Source organism: Chryseobacterium sp. CFS15 (assembly GCF_031118795.1).
Classification (GTDB): Bacteria; Bacteroidota; Bacteroidia; order Flavobacteriales; family Weeksellaceae; genus Chryseobacterium; species Chryseobacterium indoltheticum.
Map to the genome: position 1 here is coordinate 55,629 of NZ_JAVHYL010000013.1, position 16,113 is coordinate 71,741.

Sequence of the window (16,113 nt, forward strand, 5' to 3'; positions counted from 1 at the left end):
ACTATGAAAAAATATAATTCTATTCTAAAATATATTTTCGTGATGATTGCAGCATTGGTAATTACCGGTTGTGTACACGATGATAAATATAATGAGCCCAATCTTGATGGGTATCAATGTGCAGATCTTACTGCAACAATGACGCTTACTCAACTGAGAGCAAAATACGCTTCTACGGCAACTACAGCTTTTGTTTTTCCAGATGATTCAAAAGATGTAATAGAAGGATATGTTTCGTCTACGGATGAAACAGGAAATATTTACAAAACAATTTATATTCAGGATAAACCTGAAAATCCTACACAAGGGTTTGTCATCAGTGTAGATGCTGTAAGTACTTATACACAATATCCTCAGGGTTCTAAAATCTATGTGAAACTTGCAGGATTGGCTTTGGGAACTTATGGTGGTGTTGTGCAATTAGGTGTAAAAACCGGAACTGAAACACAGGCAACTTCAGTATCAAGAATTCCTGAAAAACTTGTTCCGTCTAGGGTTTTTAGGTCTTGCTCTATTAGAGAAAATATTATTCCTAAGATTATGACTTCAGTGCAGATGGTTTCTGCAAACGATCAGTATATCGGATGTTTAATTCAGATGAATAATGCAGAATTTGACAATAGAATCTTATGTACAAACTTTGCTCCGAATGGAGTTACTGTTGATAGAATTATTAGAGATAACAGTACTACAACAGCCAGAGTAGTAAGAAATAGTGGTTATGCATCATTTGCTAATCAGATATTGCCTTCAGGAAATGGTAAATTTGTAGGTATTTATAGCAAATTCAACAGTACTTACCAAATGTACATCAACAAGGTTACAGATCTAGACATGACTAAATTCCCAAGAATCGATGGTATTGCATCAAACCCTTGTGAATACAGTGATAATGGTTTAACTCAAAAAACTGTTGCTGAGGTTAAACAATTGGCGGCGAGTCCTCTTACTTTAATTACAGGTGATTTTGTATTAAAAGCAAAAGTAATCGCTAATGATAAATCTGGAAACCTTTTCAAATATATTTATGTTGAAGATGCTACAGGAGGTATCAGAATTAATATCGACAAAGCTGATATGTACAATGATCCTAGATTTATTTTAGGTAAAGAAGTTTATGTAAAACTTAAAAACTTATATGTAGGAGCTGTTAATGGAGAGATTCAGTTGGGAATTCCATTCAGTGGAGCTGTTGGTAGAATCGCTGAGGCAGATGTTTACAAATATTTCTTCAATTCTAAAAAAGCAATTACTGCAGTTACTGCTACAGAAAAAACAATTACTCAGTTTACGATGGCTGATGTTGGGAGATGGGTTAAGATCAAAGATCTTCAATTTATTGCTGGGGATTTAGAAAAAGTATATGCTTCTGGTGGAGTTACAAACAGAACTTTAGAAGACTGTTCTGGTAATAAAGTTCTACTAAGAACAAGTAATTTCGCAGATTTTGCGGGGCAGGTTATTGAAGCTGGAAAAGGTGATGTATACGGTGTTTTAAGTGTATTTAATGGTACTTACCAGTTATGGATTACCGATATTCTAGGGGCGGATCTTGATAACCCCAGATGTGACGGCTCTGTTTATGTACCACTTCCTGTATTATATAAAGAAGACTTTGCAGCAGGAGGTTTCAGCTCAGATTGGGCAACTGCAAATGTGACCGGACCAAATCAGTTTTGGAAAACTTCAAACCAAGGCAACGGAACCAATTATTATGCGATAATGAATGGTTTTGCTTCTGGAAATAATGTTAACGAAGACTGGCTGATTTCTAAAGCAGTAAGCTTAGTAGGAAAAACCAAAGCAGCAGTAAGTTTTACATCTGACGTAAATTATTCTGGGCCTGCTCTTCAGGTTTACGCTACAGAAAATTATACAGGAGATCCCGCAACAACTAGTTGGGTAGCTTTACCAGCATTGTTAGATACGAATAATAGCGGATTTGGTGACTGGGTAAGCTCAGGAAATGTAGATCTTTCAGCATTCTTAGGTAAAAATGTAAGAATTGCATTCAAATATACTTCAACTACTTCCGCAGCGGCAACGTGGGAAATTGATGACTTCAAAATTAAAGGTCAGTAATTAGCTGATTCATTTAGATTTATAAAAGATCTGTCTCACCATTGAGGCAGATCTTTTTTATTTAGAAAATTTCCAAATAGAATCTTATTTAAAAGAGGCTTTATTCAGCATCAATTCTTAAATTTGTTGTTATGAATTATTTGGAAGCTTTAAGCAGAAGATATTCTGTGAAAAAATTTAATCCCGAAATGATCATTCCGCAGGACACCCTCCTCAATATTCTTGAGTCCGGTAAACTGGCGGCGAGCTCTTTGGGGCTTCAGCCTTATAAGATATTCGTGGTACAGAGCCGGGAAATAAAAGAAAAGTTGATACCAGCTTTCTACAATCCTTCACAAATTTCTACGTGTTCGCACCTCATTGTTTTAGTTTCAAAAAAAAATATAGAGGATACGTATCTTGATGGTTATTTTAAACATATTTCTGAAGTGCGTGATCAACCTGTGGAACATTTAGATTTATTCAGAAAAAGCATTACAGGTCATTTTAGCAGACAGGAACATGACGATATTTTGAACTGGGCAGAAAAACAATCCTATATTGTCTTGGCCAATTTAATGTATGCTGCAGCAATAGAAAATATAGACACCTGCCCGATGGAAGGGTTCAGGCAAGACGAGATTGAACAAATTTTAGATATAGATTCTGAAAAAGAAAAAGTAACGGTTACTTTGGCTTTGGGCTACAGATCGGAAGAAGATCAGTTTCAAAACATGAAAAAAGTAAGGAAACCAAACGAAAAATTGTTTAAATTTATTTAATATTTAGACGATTGTCTTAAAGCAAGAATATGATAAAAGCGGATGTATTAGTAATTGGTTCCGGAATTTCCGGACTTTCTTATGCCATAAAAGTTTCAGAACAGCTTCCCGATGCCAAAATAATCATTGTAACAAAATCAGACGAAGACGAGAGCAATACCAAATACGCTCAGGGTGGTTTGGCGGTGGTTACCGATTCTAAAAATGATAATTTCGAAAAGCATATTGAAGATACAATGAGAGCCGGAGACGGTGAAAATAAGCGTAATGTTGTAGAAATGGTGGTGAGAGAAGCTCCTGCAAGATTTAATGAAATTGTAGAGTGGGGCGCCAATTTTGATAAGAAAAATGGTGAATTTGCTTTAGGACGAGAAGGAGGTCATACCGAAAACAGAATTGTACATCACAAAGATATTACTGGTTTTGAAATTGAAAGAGCATTGCTTCAAACAGTTAAAAACAGTCCGACTATAGAAATTCTCGATCATCATTACGTAATCGATATCATTACACAGCATCATGTTCCCGGAAAAGAATTGAATGAGGGCGAAATCAATTGTTATGGTGCTTATATTTTGGATGAGAAATCAAAATCAATTAAAAAAATCACTTCCAAAATCACTTTAGTTGCCACAGGCGGCGCAGGTCACGTTTATAAAAATACCACAAACCCAACGATTGCAACCGGAGACGGAATCGCTTTCGTAGCCCGTGCAAAAGGAAAAGTGACCAATATGCAATATTATCAGTTCCATCCAACTGCTTTGTACAGCAAGATTGATGGGATGTTATTTTTAATCTCTGAGGCAGTTCGTGGTGACGGCGCAAAACTGAGAACCAAAAGAGGTGAAAAATTCATGCATAAATATGATGCAAGAGAAGAATTGGCCTCCAGAGACATCGTTGCGAGAGCTATCGACGCCGAAATGAAAATTACAGGTGACGAATTTGTTGGTCTAGATTGTCGTGAGATGAGTCAGGAAAAATTTCTGGAACATTTCCCGAATATCTATAAAAAATGTAAAAGTGAAGGAATAGATCCTTTCGTACAGCTTATTCCGGTAGTCCCGGCTTGTCATTATCTGATGGGCGGAATCGACGTTGATAAAGACGGGCAATCTTCAATAAATAATTTATTCGCAGTCGGAGAATGTACCAATTCCGGACTTCATGGGGCAAACAGATTGGCTTCCAACTCATTATTGGAAGGCTTGGTTTTCGGTCATAATGCGGCTATGAAAACGGTAGAATTATTAAAAGAAAACAATTTTAATTTTGATGATCTAAAAGCTGTTCCCGAATGGAATGAAGAGGGAATGAAAATTATTGATGAAATGGTTATTGTTTCTTATCTCAGAAAACAGCTTCAAGAAATGATGAGTAATCTGGTTGGGATCGTAAGAAGCAACAGCAGGCTAAAAATGGCACTACAGAAACATGCCGAAATTGCTGCTGCCGTTGACGAAATTTATCATTACTCTATCCTTTCGCCTCAACTTTCAGAATTAAGAAACCTGACGACAGTTGCACATCTGATTATCAGCGAATCGATGGAAATGACACAAAATAAAGGAGCATTTTACAATAAAGATTTAGTTCAAGCATAATTGATTAGTACATAAGAATCATGAAAAGACCAAGCTACGCTACCGATAAAGTTTTAAAGCAGTTCATAAAAAATGCTTTAGAAGAAGATATTCAGGATGGAGATCACTCTACTTTATCAACAATTCCTAAAGATCTTGAGCAAAGTGCGAAACTTCTGGTAAAAGAAAACTGTATTTTGGCAGGTGTTGAACTGGCCGAAATTATATTTAAAACGTTCGATAAAGATTTAAAAGTTGAAACATACATCAAAGACGGTGAAGTAGCAAAAACAGGTGACATCGCATTTATTGTCACCGGAAGCGCGAGGTCGATTCTTTCCACTGAAAGACTGGTTCTCAATTGTATGCAGAGAATGAGCGGTATCGCTACTTTGACCCACGATTGGGATTCTAGATTAATCGGTACAAAAACAAAACTTTTAGACACCAGAAAAACGACCCCGAACTTTAGAGTTTGTGAAAAATGGGCAGTTGCTATCGGTGGCGGAACCAATCATAGATACGGCTTATACGATATGATTATGTTGAAAGACAACCACATTGATTATAACGGAAGTATTACCAATGCTGTGAAAATGGCCAAAGATTACGTTAAAAAATCGAAGAAAAAACTGAAAATCGAAGTCGAAACCAGAAATCTTGAAGAAGTACAGGAAGCGATTAATGCAAAAGTAGACAGAATCATGCTGGATAATATGGATGTGGCTACAATGAAAAAAGCAGTGAAGCTGATTAATGGGTTATGTGAAAGTGAAGCGTCCGGAGGAATTACGAGAAATCAGCTAAAAGAAATTGCTACCACAGGAGTTACTTATATCTCTGTCGGAGCCCTTACTCATTCAGCAGAAAATATCGATTTAAGTTTAAAAGCTGTTATGTAAAACATTGTATTTTTAATAAAAACAATGGTATTTTGTTAAAAATTAAATAATATGATTTTTTTCACCCCATAATTCAATATTTGTATTTTATTCTGATAATCAATGCTTTATCATTTGTTAAGAATAGTTAAAAATTAACATTAAGTTAATAATAGTTAAATTTAATTTGTCGAATTTTGCATAAAATTTAATTCTAACTATTACTTACGATTATGAAATTAATCAACAAATCGATGCTAACTGTGTTAATTACGCTTTCTACGGCAAGTGTATATTACGCACAAGAAACTCAAGACACGGTAAAAACCAAGTCTAAAGACATTGAGGAAGTTATTTTACAAGGTGTAACTGATATCGCTAAAGATAGAAAAACACCAGTTGCTGCTTCTACTATCAAAGCGGCACAAATCATCGAAAGATTAGGAAATCAGGAACTTACTGAGATTTTAAACACAACACCATCAGTATATGCTACAAAATCAGGAGGTGGTTTTGGAGACGGAGGTATTACCATGAGAGGTTTCGAATCAAGAAACATTGCTGTAATGGTAAACGGTATGCCGGTAAATGATATGGAAGGTGGTTCGGTTTATTTTTCTAACTGGACTGGTCTTGCTGACGTAACAAGCATCATGCAGGTTCAGAGAGGTTTAGGTTCTTCTAAATTAGGAATTGCTTCTGTTGGAGGTACCATGAACTTCATTACTCGTACAGCAGACATGAAAAAAGGTGGTGTAGTGCGATTAGGAGTAGGTAATAATGATTATTTGAAAACTTCATTTGCATATAATACCGGAAAAAGTGATAATGGCTGGGCTTCATCATTCTTAATGAGTAGAACAGCTGGAGGTACTTATATTGAAAACACTGACTTTGAATCTTATGCTTATTATTTTGCATTAGGATGGGAGGCAAGCAAAAAGCATAACTTCCAGTTTACTTTGACATCGTCTCCACAATGGCACGATCAAAGAACATTTGCTCCTACTATCGCAAACTATATAAATTTTAATCCAGATAAGGACGGTTCTCCATACAGACAATACAATTCTGATTTTGGATATAAAACAGGAGCTAATGGTGATAGATATGCCATTGCAAACAGATCAAACTATTATGCGAAACCTGTAATGATGGTTAACTGGGACTGGACAATGAATGAAAAGTCTAAACTAAGTACTGTTTTATATATGTCTAATGGTAGAGGTGGTGGAACTGGTGAACTAGGAAGAGTTGCCAACAAAGGAATTACAGGTTTCTATGACACTACAGGACATTTTGATTATGATGCTATTTTTGCAGCTAACCAAGCTGTTAATCCAAATAGCTCTACTGGCAACAGTACACTTATCCGTAGAGCCAGTATTAATTCTCACAACTGGTATGGTATTTTAGCTAATTTCCAGCATAAAGTAAATGACAACTGGAGCTTCTCAGTTGGAACCGATGATAGATATTATTACGGTTATCATTATCAGGTAGCATCAGATCTTTATGGTGCAACAGGTTATAGAGAAACTAAGAATGCTAATGTGGCTCCTTATGTAGTAAGTAATCTTTATGACTATAAAAAACTTTCTTGGAATCCTTTTGGAGGAAGCACAGCTCCTTTAACTGATCAAGTAGGTTATAGCAATGATGGAGAAGTACTGTGGTACAGTGCTTTTGCACAGGCTGAGTATTCAAAAGATAATTTATCAGCATTTATACAAGGATCGGTATCAAATCAATCTTATCAAAGAATTGATAACTTCGTTAAAGACGGTGTAACTAGACAACCTAATCCAACTACAGGACAGATTGTGAATACTAAAACAGGATTTAAAGATCTATTTGGTTACAACATCAAAGGAGGAGCTAACTATAACATTAATGACTATCACAACGTATTTGCAAACATTGGATATTACAGTAAACAACCGTTTATGAATTCTGTATATCCAAGTAACTATCAGGTATTGAATCCTACTTTGACTAACGAGAAAATCTTCTCAGCAGAAATTGGTTACGGTTTCAGATCACCTAAATTAACAGCAAATGTTAATTTATATAGAACTGAATGGAAAGACAGATGGTTAAGAAGAGGTAACCAAGTGTTTAACGTGGCTGATCCAGCAGCTCCTGGAGGAATTGCGCAGGTTAACGGATATTCTGAAATCAGTGGAATTACTCAACTTCACATGGGGGTAGAAGTAGATGCGGTTTACAAACCATTCCATTTCTTAGAATTCCAAGGTATGTTGTCTTATGGTGATTATCAATATAAAGGGAACGCTACAGGATCTAATTTTGATGACAACAATAACCCAGTTATTGTAGCTGGAAATAGTACAACTAACACTCTATATCTTGATGGTGTAAAAGTTGGTGGAAGTAGTAGTAACAGTATTCCACAAGTTACTGCATCTTTAGGTACTACAGTGAGACCGGTGAAAGACCTTAATATCTATGGTACTTGGAGATATGTTGGTAAATTGTATTCTTCAATCGATGCTGCAACATTTACAACTGTAGCTAATCAGGAAAGAGGATCTCTTCAATTGCCGGATTTCAATCTTTTCGATATAGGAGCGTCATTTAAAATCAGATTAAAAAACACAGCTCAGTACTTTACGGTAGGAGCAAACGTTTACAACTTATTTGACACTACTTACATCGCTGATGGAGCAACAAATAATTTTGTTAAAAATGTGGGAGATTTTACAACATCAACAACAGGTGGTGTAACAACAACAGCACAACAGAAATATGATGCTTACATCAACAATCCAGCTAATTTCTACAAAGGAATTGATACTTCAAACAGAGTATTCTTCGGATTCGGAAGAACTTGGGCAGCCAATTTATCTTTCAACTTCTAATAAATTCAAGTTTATTACATATCAAATCCCAGCTTTATCGCTGGGATTTTTTTATATTTGTACACTTTAAAAATAGAAAAAAATAGAAGTATGGATCTTTACAAAATTTTACTCAATGCACACAAAGGATTTGCTTATCTGGAGCTTGCATTAACCGCTTTATTTATCATCGCTCTCTTAACAGTAATGTTCGGATATAGCGGAAAAGTAAACAAGTTTTTGAAAAAAATCACCCTGTTTACAATGATCTTCTTCCACGTACAATTCTTAATTGGTATTGTAATGCTGATTATGAATTTTACAAAAGGATTAGATATGGGAGCGGTAATGAAAAATGCTGATTTAAGATTTCAATATGTAGAGCATCCGTTTTCTATGTTAATTGCTGCCGTTTTGATGACCATTATCAACAAAAAAGTAAAATCTAATGACACCATTTCTTTAGGAATTGTAATCATGGGATTGATCGCGGTAGGTTTATTTGCATTTGCATTTCCATGGACGAGAGTCTTTGGAGCGTAAATTAATTTTAAGTTTTGAATTATAAACGATGAGTTTATAATTTTTAAATATTTTAATCTTTAAATTTTAATTAAATCAATGAAAGTAGCTGTAGTAGGTTCAACGGGAATGGTTGGCCAAGTGATGCTTAAAGTTCTCGAAGAGAGAAATTTCCCTGTAACAGAGTTAATTCCGGTAGCTTCGGAAAGATCTATTGGTAAACAGGTGAAGTATAAACAGGTAGATTATACTATCGTAAGCATCGATGACGCTATAGCTGCCAAACCTGATATCGCAATTTTCTCAGCAGGAGGTGATACATCTTTAGAATATGCTCCAAAATTTGCAGAAGCAGGAATTACTGTTATCGATAATTCTTCAGCATGGAGAATGGATCCTACTAAAAAATTAGTAGTTCCTGAAATCAATGCTGATGTTCTGACAAAAGAAGACAAGATTATTGCGAATCCAAACTGTTCTACCATTCAGTTGGTAATGGTTTTAGGTCCGTTGAATAAAAAATATGATTTAAAAAGAGTAATTGTTTCTACGTATCAGTCTGTAACAGGTACGGGAAAAGCTGCTGTAGACCAGTTAAACGGAGAGATCAACGGTGACGATTCTGTTGCTAAAGTATATCCTTATCAGATTTTCAAAAATGCATTGCCACACTGCGACGTATTTTCTGATGATGATTATACCAAAGAAGAAATCAAATTAATGAAAGAGCCTAAGAAAATTTTAGGTGACGATACATTCAATTTAACAGCAACTGCAGTAAGAGTTCCGGTACAGGGAGGACATTCTGAAAGCGTAAACATCGAATTTGAAAACGAATTTGAATTGGATGAGGTAAGAAAGATCTTATCAGAAACTCCGGGAGTAGTAGTAATGGATAACGTGAAAAACAACGAATATCCTATGCCGCTTTATTCCGAAGGAAAAGATGAAGTTTTTGTAGGAAGAATCCGAAGAGATCTCTCGCAACCCAAAACGCTCAATCTCTGGATTGTAGCAGACAATCTCCGAAAAGGAGCTGCAACCAACGCAGTACAGATTGCAGAATACTTGGTAGCAAACAACTTAGTATAAACTAACAAAAAAGAAAAGAGTCTCCAAAAGAGATTCTTTTTTTTATCAAATAAAAATAGATTTTAACTTATTACTCATTACCACAAAATTTTGTTTACCCAACCCTAAAGGGAGCAAAATTTCTTCGAAAAAACCTCAAAAATTACACCCTTTAGGGTTAGGGAATACTTTTTGAGAATTTTTAATGGTAAAAATATTGAACAAAGTAATTCAAGATAAAAAAATGATAACAAAGAATATCAACAAAGACAAAATAGGATTTCAAAAATGGATCGCCGCTTTTGGAGTTATTCTATTTATCGGAAAAATTATCGCCTGGAAACTCACCGATTCCGATGCCGTTTTTTCTGATGCTATGGAAAGTATTGTCAATGTTATCAGTGCTTTCATGGGATTGTATTCTTTACATTTAGCTTCCAAACCAAAAGATGAAGACCATCCTTATGGTCACGGTAAGGTAGAATTTGTCACTTCCGGAATTGAAGGTGCATTGATTGCCATCGCCGGAATTATGATTATCTACGAAGGTATCAACAGTTTGGTTACAGGAAAGACACTTAGTGAACTAGATTGGGGGATTGCGATCATTGCAGCAACCGCAATTATCAATTATATTTTAGGGTATATTTCAATTAAAAAAGGGGAGAGAGAAAACTCTTTGGTTCTTATATCGTCAGGAAAACATTTGCAGTCTGACACGGTTACCACATTGGGAGTGGTGATCAGTTTAATAATCGTTTTCTTCACCAAAATTTATTGGATAGACTCTGTTGTAGCTTTATTATTCGGCTTTTACATCATCTATATTGGGTATAAAATTGTACGAAAGTCGCTTCGTGGGATTATGGATGAGCAAGATCCCGAACTGTTAAACAACATTATTGATCTTCTGGAGAAAAACAGACATACGGAATGGATCGACATTCACAATATGAAAATCCAGCAGTTTGGCTCATCACTTCATATCGATGCGCACATCACTTTGCCTTATTATTACAGCCTTCGTGAAGCTCACAAAGAGATGGAGCAGGCCATACTTCTTTTAGCAAACAATACCAAACGTACAGTTGAATTCAACTTCCATATGGATGATTGCAAAACCATTTCTTGCCCGGTTTGCCAGATTATGGATTGCCCTGTACGAAAACAGCCATTCGTAAAAAGAGTAGAGTGGACGGCAGAAAATGTAACAAGAGTCGAAAAACATACCATTGAGTAATTATTTTAGGAGCTGATTCCCGCTCTTCGCTCATACTCCTCACACATCCGCTTTGCTTGGCTGATTCCTTCGCTTTTCCGTTCTTGTTGCGGGGTAACCGCTGCTATCGGGGCTATAAAAAACCAAAACCTCACAGGTTTTTAAAACCTGTGAGGTTTAACTATGTATAAAAATTACGTTACGGTAATGTGGTCAAGAATAGTTGCTGTTTTTTACGAGAATAATTCATTTAATTATTAAATTTATACATAATCATCCGTATTAATTCTACAAAACACTCCGTAGGAGTGACATCTGTGTAGCAATTAGAACAAAAAACAACGACGCGCTCCGGATGAGCGCTATCTTAATATTTTAGATTCTTACAAATTATAATTTGAATTCCTCAACATCATTTGCTTTCTGTAGTAAAACAAAGGAACAATCAAAAGAATAATCAAAGGCTGAATAACAAACCTTCTCATATAGAAAGAGAAAAGATGGCCAATCTCAAACCGGTCTGAAATACAGTAAAGATATATCGGAAAAGTAATGACAAAAAAGATAGAAATTAAAATAGCTCCCTGTATCGTCCAGATTTTATTTTTAAATAAAAAATGAATGATTACGCAAGAGAAAAACAGGTTTAAAAGAAATCTGAATATATGGCTGAGAATCAATTTTCCCCATTCAAACTGAGGAATGGCAATTTGCACATCTGCTTCATGGAAATATTTAAGAAAAGGATCATAGAAAATCTGGTCTTCCAGCATTCTAACACTTATGAGTCCGCAAACTCCTATAATGACTAAAAACCAACTAAGAATTTTCATTTTTTAAAGCAAAAAATTTAATCCAGACAAGCCAAAGCACAACAACACTCCCGTAAATAATTGCAGGAAAAACGTAATCGTGCGACATTTTGCTGTATTGAGGATAATCACTACAAACAATATTAAGACCTGTGATTCTTAAGACATTCATTATATGAAGTAGAATCAGGCTTATCGCTACAAAAAGGAAAGTTTTGGCACCTTTATAAAAGGCAAAAATAAAAGACACAAACAGAATCATCACAGAAATAGCATTGCATCCTTCGACCATTCGGGTGACAAACCTCGTTCTCACATGAAACCAAACCTGCTGTTTGGGGACGTCATCATAAAGAGCAGAAGGAAATCCCATTAAAGTCTGTAAAAACACAACCTGTCTCGTTATCATACGAGAAAAAGGATCTAAACCCTGCTCCTTAAAAGTGGTGAGATAAAACTGGTACGCAAAAAGCAGCACCAAATAAATGATGATAAAGCGCAGCAGAATACCCAAAACAGGCTTAAAGTCTTTTAACATGCTGCAAAGATAGCAATTAGCACGTAAATTAGTATATTTGTTACCATATTATGACTTCTTACAACGCAAAAAGATTTTTTGAAAACCATTTTGGTGAAAAATCAACTCAGTTTGTTACGTTAGCTCAAAGCGGTTCTGCAAGAGTCAATTTTTTGGCTCAAAATAAAATCGGGAAATACATCATTACTTACAATGAGAATATCTCCGAAAATGAAAGTTTCTTATACTTTTCCGAAATTTTTTCTGAATTGAATCTCAATACACCAAAAATATTTTCTGTTTCAGATGACCGGAAAATGTATATTCAGGAATTTTTGGGAGAAAAAACATTTTCAGAAATTATTACTGAAGAAGGTTTATCAGAAAATGTAAAGACCCTGGTAAAGCAAACGCTGAAGGAGCTTTATCAGCTTCAGCAGCAAACCAATGGGAAAATAGACTTTCAAAATACTTTTGAATACGAAAGTTATAATGAGTTTCCTGTAATGCATGATTTGTATTACTTCAAAAATTTTGTTGCGGATGTTTTAGAGGTTGAATATCATAAATCTTCTATACTGAAAGAGTTTAAAGAGATTATCAATCTCATCGAAAATCTTGAGCCGAAAGGCATCATGATCAGAGATTTTCAGGCAAGAAATATTATGGTGAATGATAAAAATAAAGTTGCTTTTATCGATTATCAGTCGGCAATGAAGGGCCCCTTAATGTATGACGTCATTTCTTTTTTGTTTCAGGCTAAAGCCAATTTTCCTGTAGATTTCAAAAACGAAATGCTTGATTTTTACATTCAACAATTTGAGGGTAAAGAAATTCAGTGTCAACTAAGAAACTCGGTAAAGCCAATTCAGATGATGAGGTTTTTGCAGGTTTTGGGCGCTTATGGTTTTCGTGGACTTATTCAAAGAAAGCCACATTTCATTGCAAGTATTGAAAAAGGCATAAACAATATCACTGAATTTTCTCAAAACTGGGATGAGATGAAAAATTATCCTGAGCTGAGAAAAATAATAGAACAACTGAGTTCTGAGAAAACTAAACTTAAAATATTAGAAATATTAAAGGTAAATTAAACCATTAAAGATTAGGATTGTTTAACTCAAGGTTTGTCATTTCGCAGGAATCTTGACTCTTGAATAGAATTAACTTCGCTTAGATTCCTACGGAATGACAAAGAGAATTTAAAACTTTAAAAAAATATTACCCTAATAATCAATTATCATTTATCAACAATCAATTATAAAAAATAAATATGCTACACATAGACATTCACAGTTTTTCATATAAAAAAGGAGGAATTCCTAAAGATGACTCAGGCAACGGTGGCGGTTTTACATTTGACTGCCGAGGAATTTTAAATCCGGGAAGAGTTGAAGAATATAAAATACAAACCGGAAATGACATCGGAGTTCAGGAATATTTAGAGACAAAAACCGATATGCCTCAGTTTTTAGAATTGATTAAAAGCTTAGTTTCAATCAATATAGATAACTATTTGGGAAGAGGTTTTGAAAATCTGCAAATCAACTTCGGATGTACCGGCGGACAGCACAGATCGGTATATTCGGCCATTAAAATTGCTCATTTTATTGAAGAAAAATACGGCGAAAAAGTAGAAATCAGCCTTCACCACGACGAGCAACATCAGCTAAATAATAAATGATGATTGATAATTTATAAATGATTATTTAAAAAACTATTTATTTCTATCAATTATTATTCATCAATTATCAATTATCAAAAAAATGAAGGCATTAATTTTTGCAGCAGGAAAAGGGACACGGCTGAAACCTTTTACAGATCATCATCCTAAAGCTTTGGCCAAAGTAAACGGCGTTCCGCTTTTAGAAAGAAATATAAAATATCTCAAAGATTTTGGAATTACTGATTTTGTGATCAATATTCATCATTTTGGGGATCAAATTGTTGCATTTTTAAAAGAAAACGATAATTTCGGCTGTAAAATTGAGATCTCCGACGAATCTAACGAACTTTTAGAAACCGGCGGTGGTTTGATTTTTGCTAAAGAATTCCTCAATCACGGTGAAGATTTCCTGATTATGAACGCCGATATTTTGACAAAGATCAATATTGATGATTTTGTAGGCTATCATAAAGAAATTAAAGATTTTGCTACATTAGCGGTTTCAGACAGAGAAAGTTCGAGAAAACTGTTGTTCAATGATGATCTAGTTTTACGAGGCTGGCTCAATGTGCAGACCGGCGAGCAGCGTCTTGCAGAATTTAACAAGGGATTCAGACCTTTGGCTTTTAGCGGGGTACATTGCATTAATCCGGTGATTTTTGATAAAATAAAAAGAAAAGGAAAGTTTTCTGTGATGGAAGAATATCTGGATCTGATGCAGACCGAAAAAATACACGGTTTTGTACACAACAGCATTTTAATTGACGTTGGGAGACCAGAATCTGTGTTTGAAGCAGAGAAATATTTTAAATAATTTGAATGGGAACTGAAGGAACGAGAGACGAGAGTTTACAGAATACAGAATTAGATATTAACGAATCTATATTACATAATAGTTTACGCGAAAAAACCTGGGACGAAACCATTACCAAAGACAGCTGGATGGTTTTTAAAGTAATGGCAGAATTTGTAGATGGCTACGAAAAGATGGCTAAAATAGGACCTTGTGTATCTATTTTTGGGTCTGCAAGACTAAAACCAGAAAGCAAATATTATGAAATGGCTGTTGAAATTGCCGAAAAAATCACCAAAATAGGTTTCGGAGTGATTACTGGAGGAGGCCCGGGAATCATGGAAGCTGGGAACAAAGGTGCTTTTATTGCAGAAGGGAAATCGATCGGTTTGAATATCGATTTACCATTTGAGCAACACTTTAATCCTTACATCAATAAATTATATTCTCTGAATTTTGACTATTTCTTCGTAAGAAAGGTTATGTTTGTAAAATATTCGCAAGGATTTATCGTAATGCCCGGAGGATTTGGAACATTAGATGAGCTTACAGAAGCAATTACTTTAATTCAGACCAATAAAATAGGTCGTTTTCCAATTGTATTGGTGGGATCTGAATTTTGGAGTGGCTTACTCGATTGGTTTAAAGAAACTCTGCTAAAGGAAGGAATGATTTCTGAAGGCGATCTTGATCTTTACCGTGTGGTAGACAGCGCAGACGAAGCTGTGGCTCATATAAAGGCTTTTTATGATAAGTACTCTGTGAACGTTAACTTTTAATTGGCATTAAATTTGAGCAAACTTATTTAGCAATATGCTGTAAATCTATAAATTGAGATGAAAAAATTTTTATATATATCGAGTGTTTTTACATTGATGATGCTGATGAGTTTTTCGGTGGCAGACTTCTTCTCTTCGATGACTAAAGCAGATTATATCGACGGCAGTAAAACTCTGAAGTTTACTACGAAGATGAATACAAGCCACATTTCTGACGCTATTAAAATCAACAGAAATACCGCAGGGTTCGAAGCTGAAGTAAAAAAATATGTAAACAATAACTTTGATGTATTTGTAAATGGTTCTCCCAAAACTTTAACTTTCACAGGAAGTCAGGTAAGCGGAGAAACGGTTTGGGTATATTTTGAAACAGGAGGTGTTTCTGACATCAATAGTTTAAAGATAAAAAATACGATACTTTTAAGTGCATTTCCAAAGCAAATAAACCTGGTGAATATTGCGTACAAAGGAAATCAGAAAACGATGAATTTTCAGCGCGGAAAAGAGGTAAATGAAGTTTCTTTTTAAAAGAAATCTTTAAATGAATTATTAAACCATTGCAT

At 35.0% G+C, this 16,113-nt stretch carries 15 protein-coding genes; 13 read left to right on the forward strand and 2 right to left on the reverse strand.

The window, feature by feature from the left end:
• The first annotated feature begins 3 nt into the window (after positions 1 to 3).
• The 8 genes from OH814_RS17890 to OH814_RS17925 all read left to right on the forward strand — a co-directional run bounded on the left by OH814_RS17890 (position 4) and on the right by OH814_RS17925 (position 11,004).
• The gene (locus tag OH814_RS17890) at positions 4 to 2,082 is read left to right on the forward strand and encodes a DUF5689 domain-containing protein (RefSeq protein WP_308829095.1); all 2,079 of its coding nucleotides are present in this window, start codon (positions 4 to 6) and stop codon (positions 2,080 to 2,082) included.
• A 131-nt stretch (positions 2,083 to 2,213) separates the two neighbouring features.
• Positions 2,214 to 2,843 carry an NAD(P)H-dependent oxidoreductase gene (locus OH814_RS17895; RefSeq protein WP_115620533.1) on the forward strand — a complete coding sequence of 210 codons (630 nt, stop codon included), beginning with the start codon at positions 2,214 to 2,216 and terminating at the stop codon, positions 2,841 to 2,843.
• Between the two features lie 29 nt (positions 2,844 to 2,872).
• Positions 2,873 to 4,450, forward strand: coding sequence for an L-aspartate oxidase (gene nadB / locus OH814_RS17900; RefSeq protein ID WP_308829096.1), 1,578 nt, complete (start codon positions 2,873 to 2,875; stop codon positions 4,448 to 4,450).
• Positions 4,451 to 4,470: 20 nt separating this feature from the next.
• Positions 4,471 to 5,331 carry a carboxylating nicotinate-nucleotide diphosphorylase gene (nadC, locus tag OH814_RS17905; protein ID WP_308829097.1) on the forward strand — a complete coding sequence of 287 codons (861 nt, stop codon included), beginning with the start codon at positions 4,471 to 4,473 and terminating at the stop codon, positions 5,329 to 5,331.
• 212 nt (positions 5,332 to 5,543) lie between these two features.
• The gene (locus tag OH814_RS17910) at positions 5,544 to 8,192 is read left to right on the forward strand and encodes a TonB-dependent receptor domain-containing protein (protein ID WP_308829098.1); all 2,649 of its coding nucleotides are present in this window, start codon (positions 5,544 to 5,546) and stop codon (positions 8,190 to 8,192) included.
• 90 nt (positions 8,193 to 8,282) lie between these two features.
• Positions 8,283 to 8,714 carry a hypothetical protein gene (locus OH814_RS17915; RefSeq protein ID WP_076557229.1) on the forward strand — a complete coding sequence of 144 codons (432 nt, stop codon included), beginning with the start codon at positions 8,283 to 8,285 and terminating at the stop codon, positions 8,712 to 8,714.
• Between the two features lie 78 nt (positions 8,715 to 8,792).
• Complete coding sequence (locus OH814_RS17920; protein WP_115620530.1) at positions 8,793 to 9,785, forward strand: aspartate-semialdehyde dehydrogenase; 993 nt, start codon at positions 8,793 to 8,795, stop codon at positions 9,783 to 9,785.
• A 223-nt stretch (positions 9,786 to 10,008) separates the two neighbouring features.
• Positions 10,009 to 11,004: a cation diffusion facilitator family transporter gene (locus tag OH814_RS17925; RefSeq protein ID WP_308829099.1), complete on the forward strand. Its 996-nt coding sequence runs from the start codon at positions 10,009 to 10,011 to the stop codon at positions 11,002 to 11,004.
• 362 nt (positions 11,005 to 11,366) lie between these two features.
• Here OH814_RS17925 and OH814_RS17930 read toward each other — a convergent pair whose 3' ends face one another.
• Positions 11,367 to 11,816: an exosortase F system-associated protein gene (locus tag OH814_RS17930; RefSeq protein WP_115620529.1), complete on the reverse strand. Its 450-nt coding sequence runs from the start codon at positions 11,814 to 11,816 to the stop codon at positions 11,367 to 11,369.
• Positions 11,803 to 12,333 carry an exosortase family protein XrtF gene (gene xrtF / locus OH814_RS17935; protein WP_279196597.1) on the reverse strand — a complete coding sequence of 177 codons (531 nt, stop codon included), beginning with the start codon at positions 12,331 to 12,333 and terminating at the stop codon, positions 11,803 to 11,805. The genes OH814_RS17930 and xrtF overlap by 14 nt, the downstream gene beginning before the upstream one ends.
• Before the next feature lie 50 nt (positions 12,334 to 12,383).
• Between xrtF and OH814_RS17940 the strand changes: the two genes are divergently transcribed.
• The 5 genes from OH814_RS17940 (at position 12,384) to OH814_RS17960 (ending at position 16,078) form a co-directional block, all read left to right on the forward strand.
• On the forward strand, positions 12,384 to 13,406 hold the full coding sequence (locus OH814_RS17940) for a phosphotransferase (RefSeq protein WP_308829100.1): 1,023 nt from the start codon (positions 12,384 to 12,386) through the stop codon (positions 13,404 to 13,406).
• A gap of 179 nt (positions 13,407 to 13,585) precedes the next feature.
• Positions 13,586 to 13,996 carry an RNase adapter RapZ gene (locus tag OH814_RS17945; RefSeq protein ID WP_115620526.1) on the forward strand — a complete coding sequence of 137 codons (411 nt, stop codon included), beginning with the start codon at positions 13,586 to 13,588 and terminating at the stop codon, positions 13,994 to 13,996.
• Positions 13,997 to 14,078: 82 nt separating this feature from the next.
• On the forward strand, positions 14,079 to 14,792 hold the full coding sequence (locus tag OH814_RS17950; protein ID WP_308829101.1) for a nucleotidyltransferase family protein: 714 nt from the start codon (positions 14,079 to 14,081) through the stop codon (positions 14,790 to 14,792).
• Positions 14,793 to 14,797: 5 nt separating this feature from the next.
• Positions 14,798 to 15,550, forward strand: coding sequence for a TIGR00730 family Rossman fold protein (locus tag OH814_RS17955; RefSeq protein ID WP_181898871.1), 753 nt, complete (start codon positions 14,798 to 14,800; stop codon positions 15,548 to 15,550).
• A gap of 57 nt (positions 15,551 to 15,607) precedes the next feature.
• Entirely contained in the window at positions 15,608 to 16,078 is a 471-nt protein-coding gene (locus tag OH814_RS17960) for a DUF6702 family protein (RefSeq protein ID WP_076557244.1), read from the forward strand.
• Positions 16,079 to 16,113: the final 35 nt, after the last annotated feature.